This is a genomic window from Streptomyces cyaneus, assembly GCF_004028635.1.
Classification (GTDB): domain Bacteria; phylum Actinomycetota; class Actinomycetes; order Streptomycetales; family Streptomycetaceae; genus Streptomyces; species Streptomyces cyaneus.
Genome location: NZ_RQJW01000003.1, coordinates 1024951 through 1046609, shown reverse-complemented (window position 1 = coordinate 1046609; position 21659 = coordinate 1024951). Strand labels below are relative to the sequence as shown.

Below are 21659 nucleotides of genomic sequence, written 5' to 3'. Positions count from 1 at the left end.
GGTGACTCGGTCCGGAATTGCCGACATCCTGCCCCTGTCGCCGTTGCAGGAAGGCCTGCTCTTCCACGCCCTGTACGACGACGAACACGCCCCCGACGTCTACGCCGCCCAGCAGATCCTGGAGCTGACGGGCTCGGTCGACCCGGCCGCCGTACGCGCCGCCGGGCAGGCCCTGCTCGACCGGCACCCCAACCTGCGCGCCTGCTTCCGGCGCCGGCAGACCGGGGCGCCCGTGCAGATCGTGCCCACGGACGTCGAACTGCCGTGGACCGAGGCGGACTTGTCGGCTCTCGGCGAGGAGGAGCGGGACAAGGAGTGGGAGCGGCTGCTCGACGAGGAGCGCACCCGCCGCTTCGACCTCGCGAAGCCGCCGCTGATCAGGTACCTGCTGGTGCGCCGGGCCGCGGACCGGTACTGCCTCGTCATCACCAACCATCACATCCTGCTCGACGGGTGGTCGAAGCAGTTGCTGGTGCGTGAGTTCAGCGCCCTGTACGTGGGCGAGCACCCGACGTCCCTGCCTCCGGCGCCCGCCTACCGTGACTACCTTGCCTGGCTGGCCCGGCAGGACCGGGACGCGGCGGAGACGGCCTGGCGTGACGCGCTGGACGGTGTGGCCGAGCCGACTCTCCTCAGTCCTGCCCCGAACGCTGTGCACGCCGTGAACGGCCCGAACGCCGCGAACACGGCGAACCCCACGACCGTCCTCCCGGCCGAACTCGTCGTCGAACTCCCCGAAGAGCTGACCCGGGCCGCCGAGACCACCGCCCGCTCCCTCGGCATCACCCTCAACACCCTCGTCCAGGGCGCCTGGGGCGTACTGCTGGGCCGCCTCACCGGCCGCACCGACGTCGTCTTCGGCCAGACCGTGTCCGTCCGCCCGCCCGAGCTGCGGAACATCGCCTCGATGGTCGGCTTCTGCATCAACACCGTCGCCACCCGGGTGAGCTGGGACGACAACGCAGCCGTCGCCGACCTCCTCACCGGCCTCCAGCACCGGCAGACGGGCCTGCTCGCCCACCAGCACCTGGGCCTCGCCGACATCCGGCGGGCAACCGGCACCGGCGGCGACCTCTTCGACACCCTGCTCGCCTTCGAGAACCATCCCGGCTCCGCGGGCCCCGGCGCCTCCCGGGTCACCGAGCTCCCCGGCCGCGACGCCACGCACTACCCGCTGACCCTCGCCGTCCTGCCCGCCCACCGCCTGGCACTGCGGCTGTCGTACCGCCCCGACCTGTACGACGGGACCGGCGCCCGCGCCCTCCTCGACCGGTTCGCCCTCGTCCTCGAAGCCCTGGCCACGGCCCCGTCGCGACGCCTCGGCGAGGTGGAGATCCTGCTGCCGGGGGAGCGGGAGCGCCTGCTCGGCGAGGCTCCGGCCCAGGGCGTGGGGGAGGCCACCCTGCCGGAGCTGTTCGCTCGCCAGGCCGCCCGCACCCCCGACGCGACCGCCGTGGTGCATGACGGCACCCGCCTCACCTATGCCGAACTCGACGCCCGCGCGGAGCGGCTGGCCCGGGTGCTCGCGGCACACGGCGCGGGCCCGGAACGACTGGTCGCCCTCGCGCTGCCCCGCTCCGCCGAGCTGGTGGTGGCCGTACTGGCGGTACTCAGGACCGGCGCCGCCTACCTGCCGATGGACCCGGAGTATCCCGCGGACCGGCTCGCCTTCATGCTGGCGGACTCGAACCCGGTCCTGCTCCTGACGACCGGAGAGAAGGCCGCGGACCTGCCTGCCTCGGAGGTCCCGGTGCTGACGCTCGACGGGCCGCTCCCCGAAGCACCTGCGGCTTCACCGAAGGTGACGGCCGATCACCTTGCCTACGTCATCTACACCTCCGGCTCCACGGGCCGGCCCAAGGGCGTCGCCGTACCGCACCGGAACGTGATCCGGCTCTTCGAGTCGATCCCGCACTGGTTCGACTTCGGCCCCGACGACGTGTGGACCCTGTTCCACTCCTACGCCTTCGACTTCTCGGTCTGGGAGCTGTGGGGAGCGCTGCTGCACGGCGGCACGCTCGTGATCGTGCCGTTCGAGGTGAGCCGCGAACCGGAGGCGTTCCTGCGTCTGCTCGCCCGCGAACGGGTCACGGTACTGAACCAGACCCCGTCGGCGTTCGGAGAACTGCTGCGCGTCGGCGTCCCCGACGACCTGCCGCTGCGGTACGTCGTCTTCGGCGGCGAGGCACTCGACCCCGCGCTGGTGGCCGACTGGTACACGCGCCACCCGCAGGACACGCCCGCCCTGGTCAACATGTACGGAATCACAGAAACCACCGTCCACGTCACCGGACTCCCACTGAGCCAGGGCCGGTTGAGCGGTATCGGCCGGACCATCCCCGACCTGCGCGCCTACGTACTGGACGCCGGCCTGCGGCTCGTTCCTCCGGGTGTGACCGGTGAGCTCTACGTGGCCGGCGCGGGTCTCGCGCGCGGTTATCTGGGCCGGCCGGGGCTGACGGCCGGGCGGTTCGTGGCGGACCCGTTCGGGGAGCCGGGCCAACGCATGTACCGTACGGGCGACTTGGCGCGCTGGTCGGCCGACGGTGAGCTGGAGTACGCGGGCCGCGCCGACGACCAGGTCAAGATCCGCGGCTTCCGTATCGAGCTGGGCGAGGTCGAGGCAGCGTTGGCCGACCACCCCGAGGTGGCGCAGGCGGCCGCGCTCGTCCGGGACGGACGCCTCGTCGCGTACGCCGTGTCCGCCGACACCGCACCCGACCCGGCGGCACTGCGCCGGCACGCGGCCCGGACACTGCCGGACCACATGGTGCCCTCGGCCGTCGTCGTCCTGGACCGGCTGCCGCTGACCGCCAACGGCAAGCTGGACCGTGCCGCCCTGCCCGCCCCCGCCGCGGCACCGGGCGCCGGGCGCGCCCCACGCACCCCGCACGAGGAGATCCTCTGCGGCCTGTTCGGCGACGTCCTCGGCCTCGACGCCCACCAAGTCGGCCCCGACGACGGCTTCTTCACGCTGGGCGGCGACTCCCTGCTCGCCATGCGGCTCGCCGACCGGATCAGGGCGGCGCTCGGCACGGCACTGCCCGTACGGGCAGTCTTCGAGACACCGACGCCCGCCGGACTCGCGGCCCGCGCGAGCGAGATCGAGGACGAGCGCCGCCCCGAGCTCGCCCCCCGGGACCGTCGTACGGAGCCGCTCCCGCTGTCGTACGCCCAGCAGCGCCTGTGGTTCATGAGCCGCCTCGACGGCGGCCACACCACCTACACCGTGCCGTGGGCGCTGCGGCTGACCGGCCCGCTCGATCACGAGGCGCTGGAGGCCGCCCTCGGCGACGTCGTGGCCCGCCACGAACCGCTGCGCACGCTCTACCCGGATGTCCAGGGCACCCCGCACCAGCGGATCCTGCCCCCGGACGAGGCACGGCCGTCCCTGCCGGTCGCCCCGGCCACGGAGGCCGAACTGCCCGCCCTGCTCACCGAGGCGGCCGGACACCGCTTCGACCTCGCGACGGACCTCCCGCTGCACGCGACCCTGTACCGCCTCGCGCCCCACACCCACGTCCTGCTGCTCCTCGCCCATCACATCGCGGTGGACGGCTGGTCCATGGCACCGCTGATGCGCGACCTGGAGACGGCGTACGAGGCACGGTCGGCAGGGCGCGCACCGCAATGGCCGCAACTGCCCGTCACCTACGCCGACTTCGCCTGCTGGCAGCGCGAGCTGCTCGGACCAGAGGATGCGACGGGCAGTCTGATGTCACGTCAGACGCGCTACTGGAAGGAGGCGTTGAGCGGCGCCCCCGAGGAGCTGACTCTCCCCGCCGACCGCCCCAGGCCCGCCGAACCCAGTGGCCGAGGGGACCGGGTCGCCCTCGCCCTCGACGGCGATCTGCACGCCGGGCTGGCCGACCTCGCCGCCTCCTCGCGCGTCACGCTGTTCATGGTGCTCCAGGCGGGGCTGGCCGCGCTGCTGACCCGGCTCGGTTCCGGCACCGACATCCCCATCGGCACGCCCGTCGCGGGGCGGACCGACGGCAGGCTCGACGACCTCGTCGGCTTCTTCGTCAACACCCTCACCCTGCGCACCGACACCTCGGGCAACCCCACCTTTCGCGAACTCCTCGACCGCACCAGGGACTTCGACCTGGCCGCCTACGCCCACCAGGACGTGCCGTTCGACCTCCTCGTGGACGCCATCAGCCCCGAGCGGTCCCTCGCCCGCCACCCCCTCTTCCAGGTCATGCTGGCCTTCACCGGCCACACCACCGAGCCCGCCCTCTCCCTGCCCGGCCTGCGCGTCACCCGCGAGCCCGTCGAGACCGGCGCCGCCCGCTTCGACCTGTCCCTGTACCTCACCGAGCACCGCCGTGCCGACGGCTCGACCGCGGGCATCGACGGCGTCGCCGAGTACAGCACCGACCTGTTCGACCCCGACACGGCTCAGCACCTCGTCCGCCGGCTCGTGCGCCTGCTGGCCGCCGTCGCCGACGACCCAGACCGGCGCATCGGTGACCTCGACCTTCTCGACGACACCGAACTCCGGCGGATCGCCCAGTGGAACACCACGTCGGACGAGGTGCGACCGACGTCCCTCGCCGAGCTCTTCCGGGACCAGGCACGGCGAACTCCGCACGCCCCGGCGCTCAACGACCTGTCGTACGCCGAACTCAACGCCCGCGCCGAGGGGTTGGCGCGGGTCCTGGCCGGACGCGGGGTCGGTCCCGGCGACGTCGTCGCCGTACTGATGCCGCGCTCCGTGGACCGGATCGTCGCGATCCTCGCGGTGGCCCTGACCGGGGCGGCCTTCCTGCCGGTGGACCCGGGTCTACCGCGTGAGCGGATCGACTTCATGCTCGGAGACGCCCGACCGGCCCATGTCCTGCGGGACCTGGCGCCGACCGGCGTACCCGGCGACCTCCCGACGGCCCACGACCCGCAGCAAGCCGCCTACGTCATCTACACCTCGGGCTCGACCGGCGTGCCGAAGGGCGTCGTCGTCGAGAACCGAGGGCTGGCGGCACTGGCACAGACCCAGATCGAGCGCTTCGGCCTCGACCGGCGCTCCAGGGTGCTCCAGTTCTCCGCGCCCGGGTTCGACGCGTCGGTGATGGAACTGCTCATGGCGTTCGCCGCGGGCGGGACGCTGGTGGTCCCGACCGAGACCGGACCCCTCGTCGGCGAGCTGCTGGGGCGGACGCTGACGGACGAGTCCATCACTCACGCCCTCATCCCGCCCGCAGCGCTCGCGACACTCCCCACCAGGGACCTCCCCGAGCTGCGCACCCTGGTCGTCGGTGCCGAAGCGTGCCCGGGGGAGCTGGTCGCCCGCTGGGCGCCGGGCCGCCGCATGGCCAACGCCTACGGTCCGACCGAGTCGACGGTGTGCGCGACGATCAGCGTGCCGCTCTCCGGGGACCAGGCGCCACCCATCGGACGCTCGGTCACCGGGACGCGAGCCCATGTGCTGGACGCCTGGCTGCGGCCGGTCCCGCCCGGTGTGGTGGGCGAGTTGTACCTCGCCGGTGCCGGTGTGGCGCGCTGCTATCTGGGGCGGCCCGGTCTGACGGCCGGGCGGTTCGTGGCGGACCCGTTCGGGGAGCCGGGCCAACGGATGTACCGTACGGGCGACTTGGCGCGCTGGACGGCCGACGGTGAGCTGGAGTACGCGGGCCGGGCCGACGACCAGGTCAAGATCCGCGGCTTCCGCGTCGAGCCCGGAGAGATCGAGGCGGCGCTCGCGTCCCACCCGGAGGTGGCGCAGGCGGTCGTCGTCGTGCGCGACGAGCGGCTGGTGGCGTACGTCGTACCGGGCGCCCCGGGCTCCCCCGACCCGGCAGAGCTGCGCGGGCACGCCGAGCGGTCGCTGCCCGACTACATGGTGCCGTCGGTCGTCGTCGTCCTCGACGTCCTGCCGCTGACCCCCAACGGCAAGCTCGACCGCAAGGCCCTGCCCGCCCCCACCGCCACCGGGACGCCCACGGAGCGGGAGCCCGCGACGCCCGCCGAGCAGATCCTCGCCGACCTCTTCCGCGATCTGCTCAAGCTGTCGGGCGTTCCGCTCGACCAGGGCTTCTTCGCCCTCGGCGGGGACAGCATCTCCTCGATCCGGCTGGTGAGCCGGGCGGCCGAGGCCGGCGTCGTGATCACTCCCCGGGACGTGTTCGAGCACCAGACCGTCAGTGGCCTCGCCGCGGTGGCCCGCGGCCCGGTGGGTGCGGGCCGCACCCAGGACGACGGAGTCGGCGCGCTGCCGCTCACCCCCGTGATGCGGTGGCTGCTGGAGCGCGGCGGGCCGATCGACCGGCTCAGCCAGTCCGTCCTCCTGACCGTCCCGGCGGGCGCCCGACTGCCGCGCCTGACCGAGGCGCTGCAGGTCCTGATCGACCACCACGACATGCTCCGGGCCCGGCTCACCCCGTCCGGCGAACTCGACGTCGGTCCGGTCGGCCGGGTGCGCGCCGCAGCCCTGCTCGACCGGAGGGACGCCGGTGAGGATCTCCCTGCGGTGGTGATCGAGGAGTTCGAGCGGGCCGTCGGGCTGCTCGACCCGGCCGCCGGGGCGATGGTCCGGGCGGTGTGGTTCGACGCCGGGCCGGAACGCCCCGGACGGCTGCTCCTCGTCGTCCACCATCTGGCCGTGGACGGGGTGTCCTGGCGGATCCTCGTGCCCGACCTGGAGTCCGCCTGGTCGGCGCTCACCGAGGGGCGCGCTGCGAAGCTCCCGCCGGTCGGCACGTCGTTCCGCCGCTGGTCCGGGCTCCTCGGTGAGGAGGCGCGCAGGCCCGCCCGGGTCGCCGAGGCCGCCCTGTGGCGCCGTATGCTCGCCGCCCCGCGCACCGCACTGGGCGCCCGCCCGCTCGACCCCGCCCGGGACACCGCCGCGACCACGCGCTCGCTGCGCCGCACCCTGCCCCCCGAGGCCACCGGCCCGCTCCTGACCAGCGTCCCGTCCGCCTTCGGCACCGGTACACAGGACGTCCTGCTCACCGGCCTCGCCCTGGCCGTCGCGGACCGGCAGGGCACCGAGCACGTCCTCGTCGACGTCGAGGGACACGGCCGCGAGGAACTGGCGCCCGGCCTGGACCTGTCCCGCACGGTCGGCTGGTTCACCTCCCTCTACCCGGTCCACCTCGACCTGACCGGACTCGACCTCACCGACGCGCTGACCGCCGGCCCCGCCGCCGAGGTCGCTGCCCGGCGCGTGGGCGAGCGCCTGCGCGAACTGCCCGACCGCGGCGCCGGCTTCGGCCTCCTGCGCCACCTCAACCCCGAGACGGCGCCCGGCCTGGCCGAGCACCCCGCCCCCGAGATCGGCTTCAACTACCTGGGCCGGTTCACCGCACCCGACAGCACGGGCGAGTGGACCTTCGCGCCCGAGTCCTCCGCCCTCGGCAGCGGTGTCGACCCCGGTCTCGGCGCCGCGCACGTGCTCGACCTCAACGCCGTCGTCCAGGACTCCGACGACGGGCCCCGGCTGGTGGCCGACTGGTCGTGGGTGGACGGGGTGGTGACCGAGACGGAGGTACGGGACCTGGCCGACGCCTGGTTCGTGGCGCTGAGCGCCCTCACCGAGCGGGCATCGGGGGCCGCGGCCCTCCCGGAGACCGCGCCTGCCGAGGACGACCTCTCCGCGGAGGCCCTCTCCGCGGACGTCCTCTCCCAGGACGAACTCGACGAACTCGCCGCGGGCCTCGACGGCTGACCCGACCCGAAAGAGAGCACATGACCACGCAGCCCGCCGCACAGATCGACGTACTGCCCCTGACCCCGCTCCAGGAAGGCCTGCTCTTCCACGCCCTGTACGAGCACGAGCGGGCCGCCCGGGACGTCTATCTGGTCCAGCTGGTCTTCGAACTCGACGGCGCCGTGGACCCCGACCGGCTGCGCGCCGCAGCCCAGGCGCTGCTGGACCGGCATCCCACGCTCAGGGCGGCGTTCCGGCGTCGGCGCGGCGGGCAGCCGGTGCAGGTAGTGCCGCGCAGGGCCACGCTGCCGTGGACCGAGGCCGAACTGACCGGCCCCGGCATCGACACCGAGCAGGAGTGGGCCCACCTGCTGGACGAGGACCTGGCCCGCGGCTTCGACCCGGCCACGCCCCCGCTGCTCCGCTGCACCTTGGCCCGCACCGGCGAGCGACGGTACCGGCTGCTCATCACCCACCACCACATCCTGCTCGACGGCTGGTCGGTCTCCGTCCTGCTGCGCGAACTCCTCGCCCTGTACGAGGCCGACGGCGCCCCCGCCGCCCTGCCGCCCGCCCCGCCCTACCGCACCTTCCTGGACTGGCTGGGCCGCCGGGACCGTACGGCTGCCGAGGCCGCCTGGCGGCAGGCGCTGGCCGGAGTGACGCAGCCGACCCGGCTCGCCCCGCACGCCCCGGACGGCCGCGGTTCCGGCGACCTGGCGCAGGCCCGCACGGAGCTCGCACCGGAGACCGGCACCGCCCTCGCCGCACTGGCCGCCCGCCTCGGCGTCACCGTGAACACCCTGGTCCAGAGCGCCTGGGCGATCCTGCTGAGCCGCACGACAGGCCACGACGACATCGTCTTCGGCGCCACCGTCTCCGGCCGCCCCGCCGAACTGCCGGGCGTCGAGTCGATGGTCGGCCTGTTCATCAACACCATCCCCACTCGCATCCGACTGCGCCCCGACGAGCCGCTCAGCGCCCTGCTGCGGCGGGTCCAGGAGGCATACGTCCGCCTGCTCGACCACCAGCACCTGGGCCTCGCCGACATCCAGCGGGCAGCCCGGGTGCCCGAACTCTTCGACACGCTGGTCGTGTTCGAGAACTACCCGATGGACCGGCGCGAGGCAGACGACGACCGCATGCGGGTCGTGGGCACGGGCGGGCGCGACGCGACCCACTATCCGGTGACCCTGGTGGCAGTACCGGGGCCCCGGCCGCGCTTCCGCCTCGCCTACCGACCCGACCTCTTCGACGCCGACTGGGCCGAGGCCACCCTCGACCGTCTCGTACGGCTCCTTGAGACCATGGCGGCCGACCCGGAACTCCCGCTGGGCCGCGTCGCACTCGCCCGGCACCAGGAGGACCCGCGTCCGGAACCGGCCCCGGCGACCCGCACCCTCACCGACCTGTGGGCGGCCCAGGTCGCGGCCACCCCGGACGCGGAAGCCGTGCTGGATGGCGGCGTCCGGCTGACGTACCGCGAACTCGACGACCGGGCCGCGCAGTTGGCCCGGCGGCTGCTGGCCCTGGGCGCCGGGCCCGAGCGGGTCGTCGGCATCGCGCTGCCCCGGACGGCGGAGCTGGTCGTCGCCGTTCTCGGCGTGCTGAAGTCCGGCGCCGCCTATCTGCCGCTCGACCCGGCGTACCCGCGCGAGCGCCTCGCGTACATGGTCGAGGACGCCCGGCCGGTCGTCGTGCTCGCCACGGACGAGACGGCCAAGGTGCTGCCCGGGGAAACGCCGGTCTTCACGGGCGATGTGATGGCACGTCAGGAGGACATGTCAGCAACGCCCTCGTACCCCGACAGCATCGCGTGCGTCATCTACACCTCCGGCTCCACCGGCCGACCCAAAGGCGTCGCGGAGACCCACGGCAGCATCGTCGAGTTCGTCGAGTGGACGCACACCGCGCTCGGCCCCGAGCGGCTGGCCAAGGTGGTCTTCTCCACCTCGCTCAACTTCGACGTGTCGGTGTTCGAGATCTTCTCCCCGCTGCTGTGCGGAGGCCGTATCGAGATCGTCGAGAACCTGCTGGCACTCACGACGTCGGGCGGCCGGGACGCGACCCTGGTCAGCGGGGTGCCCTCGGTGACGGCTACCGTCGTCGCCGACCGACCCGAGATCTCCCCTCGGGTCATCGCGCTGGGCGGGGAGCCCATTCCCGAACAGCTCCTCACCGACCTTCAAGCCGCCTTCCCCGAGGCCGTGATCGTCAACTTCTACGGGCCCACCGAAGCCACCATCTACGCGACCGCCTGGCAGTCCGACGTCGACCCCCACCCCAAGGAGGGCTCGCCGCCCCTGGGCGGCCCCCTCGCACGCAATCGCATCCGCCTCCTCGACCAGGCCCTGCAGCCTGTGCCCGACGGGGTGACGGGCGAGGTGTACATCGCGGGCGGCGGACCGGCCCGCGGCTACCTCGGCCGACCCGGGCTGACCGGGCAGCGCTTCGTCGCGGACCCGTACGGCGGGCCGGGGGAGCGCATGTACCGGACCGGCGATCTCGCGGTGCGCGACCGCGACGGACAGCTGCGCTTCCTGGGCCGGGCCGACCACCAGGTGAAGATCCGCGGCTTCCGCGTCGAACTCGGCGAGATCGAGGCCGTGTTGGCCACTCATCCGTCCGTGACCAAGGCGGCGGCCACCGTACGTGAGGACGCACGGGGCGAGCAGCAGCTGATCGCCTATGCCGTACCGGCCGCGCAAGGAGCCGCCGAAGCCGACGTACTGCGCGCGCACCTGGCCCGCACTCTGCCCGCCCACATGGTCCCCTCGGCGATCGTCGCCCTCGACGCCCTGCCGCTCACCGCCAGCGGCAAACTGGACCGCACGGCCCTGCCCGCCCCCGGCGCCCCGACCCCGACCCGCAGTGCTCCGCGCACCGAGCCGGAGGAGAAGCTACGCGCGCTCGTCGCCGAAGTCCTCGGACTCGACCCTGCCCGCATCGGCGTCCACGACAGCTTCTTCGACCTCGGCGGACACTCCCTCCTGGTCCCCAGGCTGACCACCCGGATCCGGACCGAACTCGCCGCCGAACTCCCCGTGCTCGCGGTCTTCGAGACACCGACCGTGGCCGCGCTCGCCCGCCGGACGACCGGTGGCACGGACCCGGACATGGGCACGGACACCGGTACGGCAGCCCTCGCCACCGTCCTCCCGCTGCGCACCCGCGGCGACCGCGAGCCGCTCTTCTGCCTCCCGCCGGCCTCCGGTCTGGCCTGGGGCTTCGCCGGGCTGACCCGGCATCTGGACGCCGACCGCCCGCTGTACGGACTGCAGTCCTGTGGACTGGAGCCGGGGGAGAAGCGGCAGGACAGCCTCGCCGAGACGGTCGCCGAACACACGGCGCGCATCCGCGAGATCCAGCCCGAGGGCCCGTACCACCTCCTCGGCTACTCCATGGGCGGCCTAGTCGCCCACGCCGTCGCCACGACGCTCCAGGCGGCCGGGGAACGGGTGGCGCTGCTGGTGATGCTGGACTCCTTCCCGGGTGCATGGACGAGTCAGGGCCCCCGCCCCACCGACCGCCCGGCGGTGCTGCGCAGCCTGCTCGCCATCCTGGGGCGGGAACTGCCGCCGCGGGATGTGGAACTGACAGACAGTGGGTTCGCCGAGCTCGTGCGCCGCGTCCCCGACCTCCCCGGCAGCCTCGACGACGCCGAACTCGCGGCCCTGGTCGAGGTGACGGCGAACAACCGGCGACTGCTGGAGGAGTTCGCCCCCCTGCTGTACGACGGCGACCTGCTGTTCTTCAGCGCCGCCCAGGATCCCGACGCGCACCCGGAACGCCATACGTCCTGGCAGCCGTACGTGCGAGGCCGCGTCGACAACCACGACATCCCCTGCGCCCACGGCGAGATGACCCGACCCGGACCACTGGACCGGATCGGACCCTTGCTCGCCCGGCGACTGAGCACAGCCCCACCCCACCCCACCCACAGGAGGAACTCCGCATGACCACCAACCCCTTCGACGACGACGCCCTCGAGCACTACGTCCTGGTGAACGACGAGGGCCAGCACTCACTGTGGCCCGCCTTCGCCGAGGTGCCGGCCGGCTGGACCGTCGTCCACGGTGGCGCCGGCCGCCAGTCGTGCCTGGACTACGTTGAGGAGCACTGGACCGACATGCGTCCGAAGAGCCTCATCCGGGCCATGGGCGCATAGGGAACAGCGGAAACACGGGAGGAAACGCGATGACCACGCGGCGGACGATCGCACCGGAAGAGTTCGACACGCTGAACCTGGCCGATCCGCGGCTGCACGCCGAGAGCGACCTGTCCGCCGTGTGGCGCCACTTGAGGGAACACCGGCCGGTCCACTGGAACCCGGCCACCGACACGGCCCCCGGCTTCTGGGTGGTGACCCGGCACGCCGATGTCACCTCCGTGTACCGGGACAGCGCACGCTTCACCTCCGAGGGCGGCAACGTCCTGGAGACCCTGCTCGCCGGCGGTGACTCCGCGGCCGGCCGGATGCTTGCCATCACCGACGGGGCCAAGCACGCCGGGCTGCGCCGCGTCCTGATGTCCGCGTTCTCGCCGCGGGCCTTGGAACCGATCGTCGAGAGCGTGCGGCGGACGGTGACCCGGCTGCTGCGGGACGCGCTGGAGAGGGGCACCTGCGACTTCGCCGCCGATGTGGCGGCCGACATACCCCTCGGCGCCATCTGCGACCTGCTCGGCGTACCCGACCGCGACCGGGCCTACGTGCTGAGCCTGACGTCCTCCGCGCTGGGCTCGCACGAGGCGGACAGCACGGCCGCCGATGCCTGGATCGCCAAGAACGAGATCCTGCTCTACTTCGCCAACCTGGCCCGCGACCGGCGTGACAGCGGCCACGCGGACGTCATCGCCCTGCTCGCGGGCAGCGAGGTGAACGGGCTGCCGCTGGACGACGACGAGATCATGCTCAACTGCTACAGCCTGATCCTCGGCGGCGACGAGACGGCCCGCCTTTCCATGGTGGGCGCCGCCCTCGCCCTGCTGGAGCACCCCGACCAGTGGCAGGCCCTCAAGCGGGGCGACGCCGGGATCGACACCGCCGTCGAGGAGATCCTGCGCTGGACGACCCCCGCCCTGCACTCGGGACGCACCGCCACGACCGACACCGAGATCGGCGGCCAAGCCGTCAGGGCGGGGGAGATCGTCACCGTCTGGAACGCCTCCGCCAACCACGACGAGAGGATCTTCGACGCTCCCGGCGAACTGCGCCTGGACCGCACGCCCAACAAGCACGTCACCTTCGCCTACGGGCCTCACTTCTGCCTCGGCGCCTACCTGGCCCGGGCCGAGATCGGGGCCGTACTGACAGGGCTGCGTGACCTGGTGGCGGAGATGGAGCAGACGGGCCCGGCGAAGCCCGTCTACTCCAACTTCCTCAGCGGCCTGAGCGCACTGCCACTCGCCCTGAAGGCCGCCTGAACGTACGTACGCGGCAGGCTACTTGCTACTTGTTACTCGCTACGCGGCCAGCTCCTTGCGGATGCGGTCCAACATGAATGCCGAGGACTCCCTGGCCCGTTCCTCCCAGGCGAAGACGCAGGCCGTTGCGACGCCGTCGAAGTTCAGCTCGCGCAGGGTGCCGAAGAAGGCGTCCCAGTCGACCTCGCCCTGCCCGATGTCCAGGTGCTGGTGGATACGGGCCGGGGTGCCGGGCGGGTTGAGGATGTAGCGCAGGCCGGAGGAGCCCTTGTGGTTGAAGGAGTCCGCGATGTGCACGTGCTGGAGCTTGTCGCCGGCGTAGCGCATCATCGCCGCGATGTCCGCCTTCGGGTCCGCGCCCGACAGGTGGAAGGAGTGCGGCGCGCAGTAGAGGTAGTTCACCCACGGCTTGTTGATCGCACGGACCAGGTCGACCGCGGGGGTGTTCTCCTCGCAGAAGTCGTCCGGGTGCGCCTCCAGGTTCAGAGCGATGCCTTCGCGCTCGAACACCGGGAGCAATTCCTCCAGCGAGCGCCAGAAGGCCGCCTCGCTCTCGGCGGCACGCTCGGGGCGGCCGTTGAACTCCGAGTTCATCAGCGGACATTCGAGGTCGGCGGCGATCTCGATCATCCGCTTCCAGTAGCGGACGGCTGACTGCCGCTCGGTCTCGTCCGGTGAGGACCACTTGTACAGCGGCAGTACCGAAGACAGCTGAACGCCGTGCGTGCGCAGCGAGTTCTTCAGCTCCGCGATCCGCTCGTCGTCGGCGCGCGGGTGCAGGAAGAACGGCATGAAGTCGTCGCGGGGCGACAACTCGATGTATTCGTAGCCGAGTTCGGCGACCGTGCGCACCATCTCGTCGATGGGGAGCGCGCGGAACATGTACGGGTCGAGGGCGATCTTCACGCGGCACCTCCGTAGAGCGCGGGGCGGGGCTTGAGGTCGGTGGCGACGACGCGGCCCGACTCCAGGGCCTCGACGGTCGCGCTGGTGATGACGGTGGCGGCATAGCCGTCCCACGCCGAGGGACCGGTGGGTTCGCTGCCGGCGGCGACGCCCGCGATCCACTCGCGGAACTCGGTGTCGAAAGCGTCCGCGAAGCGGCCCACCCAGTCCGTGGGCACCTCCGTGCTGTGCCGCCCCGCGCTGCGCAGGCCGACCGAGGCCGGGTCGGGCAGCCGGACCAGCCCCTCCTCGCCGACCGCCTCGCACTGGATGTCGTAGCCGTACTGGCAGTTGACGAAGACCTCCAGGTCGATACGCACGCCCTTGGCGGTCTCGAAGAGCATGATCTGCGGATCCTTGAGATGGGCGAACCGCTTGCTCGTGGCGCGCGGGGTGACCACCTGGGTGGAGACGATCTCGTCGTCGAGCAGCCAGCGCAGCACGTCCACCTCGTGCACCGCCGTGTCCAGGGCGGCCATGGAGGACGTGTAGGACTCCGGGACGGTCGGGTTGCGGTGGGCGCAGTGCACGATCAGCGGCTCACCGATGCGACCGGAGTCGATGACCTGCTTCATCTTCCGGTAGCCGGCGTCGTAGCGGCGCATGAAGCCGACCTGGACCAGGCGGCGGCCGTGCGCCATTTCGGCCTCGACGATCCTCAGACAGTCCTCGGCCGTCGTGGCGAGCGGCTTCTCGCAGAAGACGGGCTTGCCGGCGGCGACGGCGTTCAGCACGTGTTCGGCGTGGGTGGGGCCCCAGGAGGTCACGAGGACGGCATCGACGTCGTCCGCCGCGATCAGCTCGGCACCGTTCGCGACCGCTCGGGCGCCGACCCTGCTCGCCGCCTCCTCGGCACGCGCGGCGTCGATGTCGGTGACCGCGGTGACCTCGGCTCCGGTCACGACCTCGGTGAGGCGCCGTATGTGTTCCTGGCCGATCCAGCCGACGCCTATGACACCTACACGCACAGTCATGGGACTTCCTTTCGAGAACGTGCGGTTCAGGAGAAGCGGGCCTTGAGCTCCGCCTCGAGGGTTTCCAGCGAGCGGCCCTTCGTCTCAGGGACGTAGCGCCTCACGAAAGCGAGCGAGAAGACACCCGCCACCACGAACAGGAAGAAGGTGTTGGAGATCCCGATGCCGGAGACCAGCGACGGGAAGACCAGCCCGATCACGAAGTTGGTCAGCCACAGCACCACGGCCGCGACACCCATGCCGAAGCCGCGCATCCGCATCGGGAAGATCTCCGACAGCATCAGCCAGGTCACCGGCGAGATCGCGCCCTGCTGGAAGGCGAGGAAGGTGACGGTCATGGCGAGCACGGCGTAAGCCCGGCCGTCACCGGACGGCAGCACCAGGGAGAAGACGCCGATCAGCAACAGGGCGACGGTGGTGCCGAGTTGGCCGACCATCAGCATCGGGCGGCGGTTGACGCGGCCGAGCAGCCAGATGCCGACGAAGGTGGCCAGCACCGAGATCACGCCGTTGGCGATGTTCGCCGTGAGCGCGCTGTCCGAGGCGAAGCCGGCGTCGGTGAGGATCTGGGTGCCGTAGTACATGATCGTGTTGACGCCGGTGATCTGCTGCACGATGGCGATGCCGAAGCCGATGAACATGAGCTTGCGTATCCACGGGGTGGACTTCATGTCCTGCCAGCCGCCGAGCTTCTCCTGCTCCTCCTTGACGGCGAGCGCGGACACCTCCGCGAGTTCGGCCTCGGCGCGTTGCCGGGACCTGACCTGCTTGAGCACGTCCAGGGCCTCGGTGAAGCGGGTCTGGGAGGCCAGCCAGCGCGGGCTCTCCGGCATGACGAGCATGCCGAACCAGAGCACGACCGCCGGAACGGTGGCGATCACCAGCATCCAGCGCCACACCCCGCCGGACTCCCCGCCCACCTGCGCGATGATCGCGTTGGAGGTGAACGCCAGCAACTGGCCGCTGACGATCATGAGTTCGTTACGGGTGACCAGCGCGCCGCGCCGCTCGGCGGGGGAGACCTCCGCGAGATAGACCGGCACGGTCACCGAGGCGCCACCGACCGCGAGGCCGAGCACGAACCGGGCGACGACCATGACCGCGGTCGTCGGCGCCAGCGTGCAGCCGAGCGCGCCGACGAAGAAGAGCACCGCGAGGGTGAGGATCGTACGGCGCCGTCCGCGCGCGTCCGACAGCCGGCCGCCGACCACCGCGCCCAGCGCGGCACCGAGGAGGAGCGAGCTGGTGACCATGCCCTCGGTGACCGCGGTCAGGCCCAGATCGTCGGTCATGTAGGGCAGGGCGCCGTTGATGACGCCGGTGTCGTAGCCGAAGAGCAGTCCGCCGAAGGTGGCGATGACGGTGATGAGCCGCAGCCTGCGGGAGACCGCCGGCGGGGCGTCGTCCGTGACGGGGGCGGGGGTCTGTGCCGCGTCTTCCTTGACGTCCATGGGCCGTCTCCTCACCGGTCGAGAGTCGTGAACGTCGGGCGCCGGGTACCCGTCAGGCCGCAGCCCGCCAGGTGCTCACGGGTACTCACGGCGATCGGGAGCGGTACGTCCGGTGCGCAGGGGTACAGGTCCTGCTCGACGATCACGAACAACTCGGCGTCCAGCTGGGCGAGCTCGGCCACCACATCGGCCGGCTTGGGCACGCCGGCCGGGGGCGAGACGCACACGCCGCGCTTGACGGCCTCGCCGAACGACAGGTCCTCCGCGGCGACCTGGGCGAGGATCCGCGGGTCCATCTGCTTGATGTGCACGTACCCGACGCGCTCGCCGAAGCGCCGGATCAGATCGATGTTGTCGCCGCCGCCGTAGGCGACGTGCCCGGTGTCCAGGCACAGGTTGGTGTAGCGGGAGTCGGACTCGTTGAGGAGGCGCTCGATCTCCGGCTGGGTCTGGATGTGGCTGTCGGCGTGCGGGTGCACGACGAGGCGTACGTCGTACTCGTCGAGGAGCAGTTTGCCGAGCCGGTCGGCGGCCTTGCCGAAGCCCGCCCACTGCTCGGCGGTCAGCTCCGGCGACTCGGTGAACGCGCCGGTCTTCTCGTCCCGGTACATGGGCGGGATGAGGACGAGGTGACGGGCGCCCGCGGCGGCGGTCAGCTCCGCGACCTGGCGGACATGGGCGAGCATCCCGTCCCATGCCTCGGGCCGGTGCAGAGCGCCGAAGGCGGTGCCACCGGAGACCTTGAGATCGCGCACGGCGAGTTCCTCGGCGAGGACGGCAGGGTCGGTGGGGAGGTAGCCGTACGGCCCGAGCTCCAGCCACCGGTAACCCGCCCGGGCCAGCTCGTCGAGGAAGCGGGTGTACGGGACCTGCTGGTCGTCCTCGGGGAACCAGACACCCCAGGAGTCGGGGGCCGAGCCCAGGCACAGGTTGCCCGCGGTGGTGCGGAGCGAGGTTGGCGCCGTTGCCATGACATGTCCTTCGGGGAGGGGACGGGCGTCAGGGGACGTATCCACAGATCATCTGTCGCGCTCTACTAGCGCGCTCTAGTGCGAGTACGATGACCCTGGTCCAAATGTCATGTCAATAGCTTGTTGCCAGGAGATTTCGGGACCCGGCTAAGGTGATCCGCGTCGAAGGGTGGGTTCACAGGTGGATGCATCGGGCAGGCAACGGCCCACGATGGCGGACGTCGCCGGGAAGGCGGGCGTGTCCCGAGCGCTCGTCTCGATCATCTTCCGCAACCAGCCGGGTGCGAGCCAGGAGACCCGTGAGCGGGTCCTGCGGGTCGCCGACGAGATCGGCTACCGACCCGACAGCGCGGCGCGACTGCTCGCGCGTGGCCGCAGCCGCACGCTCGGCGTGATGTTCATCGTGCACCAGATCTTCCACACGGACCTCATCGAGGGCATCTACCCGGAGGCCGAACGGCTCGGCTACGACGTGCTGCTCTCCGGAACCACCCCGGGCCGCGGCGAGGCCAAGGCGATCGAGGCTCTGCTCAGCCACCGGTGCGAGGGGCTGATCCTGCTCGCCCCCGACGCCGAGCCGGCCTACCTCGACGAACTCGGGCACCGTGCGGCGACCGTCTCGGTGGCCCGTCGCGCCCCAGGTGCCCGCGTGGACTTCGTGCACAGCGCCGAGGGCAAGGGCGTGCGTCAGGCCATGGACCATCTCGTGGAACTGGGCCACCGCCGCATCGTGCACATCGACGGCGGGCGCGGCCCCGGCTCGGCCGAGCGGCGGCGCGCGTACCGGGCCGCGATGCGCAGGCACAGGCTGGAGGCCGAGCAGCGGGTCATCCCCGGCGCGCACACCGAGGAGTCGGGCATCGAGACAGGTCGCCTGCTGCTGGCCGAGCGCGACCGGGGGCTGCCCCTGCCGACGGCGGTCCTCGCGGGCAACGACCGCTGTGCGATGGGCCTGTTGATGACCCTGACCCGGGCGGGAGTCGAGGTCCCGCGCGACATGTCCGTGGTCGGCTACGACGACAGTCATCTCTCCCACCTGATGCCGATCGGCCTCACCACCGTCCGCCAGGACGCGGTCCTCATGGCCGAGAACGCGGTCCGCTTCGCGGTGGACCGGCTGGAGAACCCGGAACTGGAGCCCCGCGAGGCCGTCCTGGACCCCAAGCTCGTCATCCGGGGCACAAGCGGGCCGGCCCCGCAGGAACCGGCCCGATGACGAACAGCGGCGAGGTCGGCCGCGCCCCGTCGCGGCCACGGCCGACCCCGCCTGTCCAGGTGCGCGCCTAGCGCGTGCCCTTGGCCGCGAACTCCGCGACCGCGTCGACGTTGTCCTTGGTGATGAACGCGGGCCCGGTCAGCACCGGAGCGGTGCCGCCGCCGCTGAAGTTTCCGTTGGTCTTGTACAGCCACAGCGAGTCGACCGCCAAGTAGCCCTGAAGGTAGGGCTGTTGGTCGACGGCGAACTCGACCTTGCCGTCCTGGACGGCCGTGACCAGCTCCTTGTTGAGGTCGAAGGTAGCGACCTTGGCCTTGCCGCCCGTGTCGGCCACCGACTGCACCGCGGTCAGCGCGAACGGCGCTCCTAGGGTGACCACCTGGTCGATGGAGGAGTCCTGCTGGAGCTTGGCGGTGATCGTCGACTTCACGGACGGCATGTCGGTGCCGTTGACGTAGAGGATGTCCGTCTTGCCCTTGAACCCCTTCTTCAGACCGGCACAGCGGGCCTCCAGTGCGACATGGCCCTGCTCCTGGATGACGCAGAGGGCGTGCTTGGCGCCCGTGTCGTTGAGCCGCTCACCGAAGGCCTCACCGGCGATGTTCTCGTCCTGCCCGAAGTACTCGAGCATGCCGAGGTCCTTCCAGTTGTCCAGGCCGGAGTTGAAGCCGACGACCGGGATGCCGGCCGACGTGGCCTTGGCCACCACCGCCTTCATGGCGCTCGGCTTGGCCGCGGTGAGGGCGATGCCGTCGACCTTCTGGTCGATGGCGTTCTGCACCAGGTTGGCCTGGTTGCCCGCGCTGGGGTCGCTGGAGTAGACGAGCTTGACGTTGTCCTTCGCGGCGGCGGCTTCGGCCCCCTTGCGGATCAGGTCCCAGAAGGTGTCACCGGGGGCCGCGTGGGTGATCATGGCCACGGTCATCCGGGGCGTGGTGGCCTTGCCCGCCGAAGCGTCCCCGGAGCCCTCCTCGGACGCCTTCCCGCCGGAGCTGCTGGAGCAACCCGCGGCGAAGAGGCCGGCGGCCAGAGCGGCAGCGGTCAGTGTCGCGGCTCGATGGTGTCTGCGCATGTCCCATGCACCTCGCTGTGCTGGTCGGGGCGGGTTCTCAGGTGGGGGGAGGTTCACGGGTACCGCCCGTTGGATACCGACTGGAGCGCTTCACTAGCGCGCTCTAGTGGCAGGTACTATGCGGCTGCTCGCAGGTGATGTCAATGGGTTTGTCAGGACGTATCGACAAAGCCGAGGTGCAAGGGGGCATCAAGACGGGTGCGTCAAAAACGGGTGCGCCAAAACGGGTGCGCCAAAAACCCCGCCTCGCGGGAGACGGGGTCGTTGGCGGCGAACGGACGGCTCAGGCAGGTCGTATCGCGCTGTGGATCGCCGACTCCCCCGCGTAGTGGATCGACTCCTCGCGGATGGCTGCCCCGGGCCCAGGGGCGTGGATCATCATGCCGTTTCCGGAGTAGATACCGACGTGACCGATGTGGAAGAGGACCAGGTCGCCGGGTTCGAGGTAGGGGAGGGCGATTCCCTGGCCGGCGGTCGCCTGCTCCTGTGCAGTGCGGGGGAGTGTGATGCCGGCGGCCTTCCAGGCGGCCTGGGTGAGGCCGGGACCGTCGTAGGCGCCCGGGCCCGTCGTGCCCCAGACGCAGGGCTTGCCCAACTGGGCGCGGGCGAAGTCCAGGGCCCGCACGGCTCGCGTGTCCTGCGGCGCCGTCGAGGTGAGGGCGGTGCCCAGGTCGAGGGCCTGGCCGGTGGCGCCGGCCGCGGGGGTGTCGAGGCCCGTGAAGGTGTGGACGCTCGCGAGGGCGTCGACGGCGGGGCCCGTCGTGGTGGGCCGGGCCGCCGTGCCGGGCGGGACCGTGGTGAGGTCGGCTGCGGATTGCGCTTGCAGTGCCTGCCACTGCGCCTCGGCCGAGGGCTGGACCTCGGTCGGCGGAGCACTCCACGTGTCCGCGGTGGGCAGGGTCCCGATCGCCGCGAGCGGCGTGCTCTGCCGCGCGGTGTACGGGGACAGCAACTCCCGTGCCTTGGTGAGCTTGCGCTGGTTCTGCTCCTTGGCGGCCCGAAGGGAGGCCCGCTGCTGCGGATCGGCCTCCGGTTCGAGCGCCGCTACGGTCGCCGGTTCGAGTGCCGGTGCGGTGGTCGGGGCGGGCAGGGCGAGGGCCGACTGGGTGCTCCAGTCGGTCCGCGTGGTCTCCTGCGGTGCCTCCGAGGCAGCCGGCAGGGCGGCGATCGGGCCTGCGGTCAGCTCCGCCACGGGAGCCGCCCCCGTGGCCGGGCCGGACGTCAGCTCGGCGACCGGCGCGGCGGGCAACTCCAGCGCGGTGCGGCCGGACGCCTCCCGTCCACGGTCGGCGAGACCTTCCCCCGCACGCTCGGCCGGGCGGGCGCGCCGCGTCTCAGCTGGGCGCTCCGGCATTCTGGCGGCGGGCAGCGCTGCCGGAACAGTCGGGCCCAGCTTCGAGCGGGCCATGTCGAACCACTGCCGGGCGACGTCGTCGAGAGCGGGGTCGCTGCGCCTGCCCTCGTCGCCCGGGGCCGCGGCGGCCGCAGCGCGTCCGGCGTCCGTCGGCCGGTCGGCACGCTTGCGTGGTCCCGTCGTCGCGGCGCGGGTGGCGTTGAAGGTTCCCGTGTCGGACTCGGCCCGGTCGTAGAGGGAGTTGACCCGTCGGCTGACCTCCTCGCGGCTCGGTGTCTCGTCCCCGAGGGAGGGGGCGGCGTTGGCTGTCTGGGCGAGCAGTGCCACCGAGGTGAGGGCCGCCGACGCGAGTGCGGAATTGCGCATGCCGGGGAGGCTCAAAGCCCCCGGACGTGCGGTGCGTTCCGGCGCCATGGGCGACGTACTCCTTCCGTAATCCGCCTACCGAGTTAGCGGTGGGGGTCCCCCCAGGCCGTTCATGCTCTGGGGGAGGGTTCGGGCGGACGGTTCCGGAAGGTGTGCCCTACGGCCCTGGCCCCGAAGGGCAGTTGGGCCGATTCACCCCGATTTTCGGTTGGGTCCCCGGCTCCGGTGAACCCCTACGGGC

The 21659-nt window shown here is 71.9% G+C and carries 11 protein-coding genes; 5 read left to right on the top strand and 6 right to left on the bottom strand.

The annotated features are described in order from the left end of the window. Position 1: 1 nt before the first annotated feature. Genes EHO50_RS13540 through EHO50_RS13525 form a run of 4 tightly spaced genes read left to right on the top strand, consistent with a single transcriptional unit; the run spans position 2 to position 13069 of the window. Positions 2-7663, top strand: a complete 7662-nt coding sequence (locus tag EHO50_RS13540) for a non-ribosomal peptide synthetase (protein ID WP_128430166.1) — start codon at positions 2-4, stop codon at positions 7661-7663. A 20-nt stretch (positions 7664-7683) separates the two neighbouring features. Continuing rightward, positions 7684-11604, top strand: a complete 3921-nt coding sequence (locus EHO50_RS13535) for a non-ribosomal peptide synthetase (protein WP_128430164.1) — start codon at positions 7684-7686, stop codon at positions 11602-11604. Next, on the top strand, positions 11601-11813 hold the full coding sequence (locus tag EHO50_RS13530) for an MbtH family protein (protein ID WP_128430162.1): 213 nt from the start codon (positions 11601-11603) through the stop codon (positions 11811-11813). The genes EHO50_RS13535 and EHO50_RS13530 overlap by 4 nt, the downstream gene beginning before the upstream one ends. Positions 11814-11842: 29 nt before the next feature. Continuing rightward, entirely contained in the window at positions 11843-13069 is a 1227-nt protein-coding gene (locus tag EHO50_RS13525; protein ID WP_128430159.1) for a cytochrome P450, read from the top strand. Between the two features lie 39 nt (positions 13070-13108). On the opposite strand, the gene EHO50_RS13520 is transcribed toward EHO50_RS13525, so the two are convergent. The 4 genes from EHO50_RS13520 to EHO50_RS13505 are packed head-to-tail and all read right to left on the bottom strand — an operon-like array spanning position 13109 to position 17410. Further along, on the bottom strand, positions 13109-13975 hold the full coding sequence (locus EHO50_RS13520) for a sugar phosphate isomerase/epimerase family protein (protein ID WP_128430157.1): 867 nt from the start codon (positions 13973-13975) through the stop codon (positions 13109-13111). After that, positions 13972-14988: a Gfo/Idh/MocA family protein gene (locus tag EHO50_RS13515; protein ID WP_128430154.1), complete on the bottom strand. Its 1017-nt coding sequence runs from the start codon at positions 14986-14988 to the stop codon at positions 13972-13974. Before EHO50_RS13515 ends, EHO50_RS13520 begins: the two co-directional genes overlap by 4 nt. Before the next feature lie 26 nt (positions 14989-15014). Further along, entirely contained in the window at positions 15015-16439 is a 1425-nt protein-coding gene (locus EHO50_RS13510; protein ID WP_128430151.1) for a sugar porter family MFS transporter, read from the bottom strand. 11 nt (positions 16440-16450) lie between these two features. Then, complete coding sequence (locus EHO50_RS13505; protein WP_128430149.1) at positions 16451-17410, bottom strand: TIM barrel protein; 960 nt, start codon at positions 17408-17410, stop codon at positions 16451-16453. 211 nt (positions 17411-17621) lie between these two features. On the opposite strand from EHO50_RS13505, the gene EHO50_RS13500 reads away from it, so the two are divergent. Further along, complete coding sequence (locus EHO50_RS13500; RefSeq protein WP_128430147.1) at positions 17622-18626, top strand: LacI family DNA-binding transcriptional regulator; 1005 nt, start codon at positions 17622-17624, stop codon at positions 18624-18626. Between the two features lie 67 nt (positions 18627-18693). Here the strand turns inward: EHO50_RS13500 and EHO50_RS13495 are convergent, their stop codons facing one another. Further along, positions 18694-19698 carry a sugar ABC transporter substrate-binding protein gene (locus EHO50_RS13495; protein WP_128430144.1) on the bottom strand — a complete coding sequence of 335 codons (1005 nt, stop codon included), beginning with the start codon at positions 19696-19698 and terminating at the stop codon, positions 18694-18696. Between the two features lie 283 nt (positions 19699-19981). After that, positions 19982-21418, bottom strand: a complete 1437-nt coding sequence (locus tag EHO50_RS13490) for a C40 family peptidase (protein WP_246101132.1) — start codon at positions 21416-21418, stop codon at positions 19982-19984. Between the last annotated feature and the right edge of the window lie 241 nt (positions 21419-21659).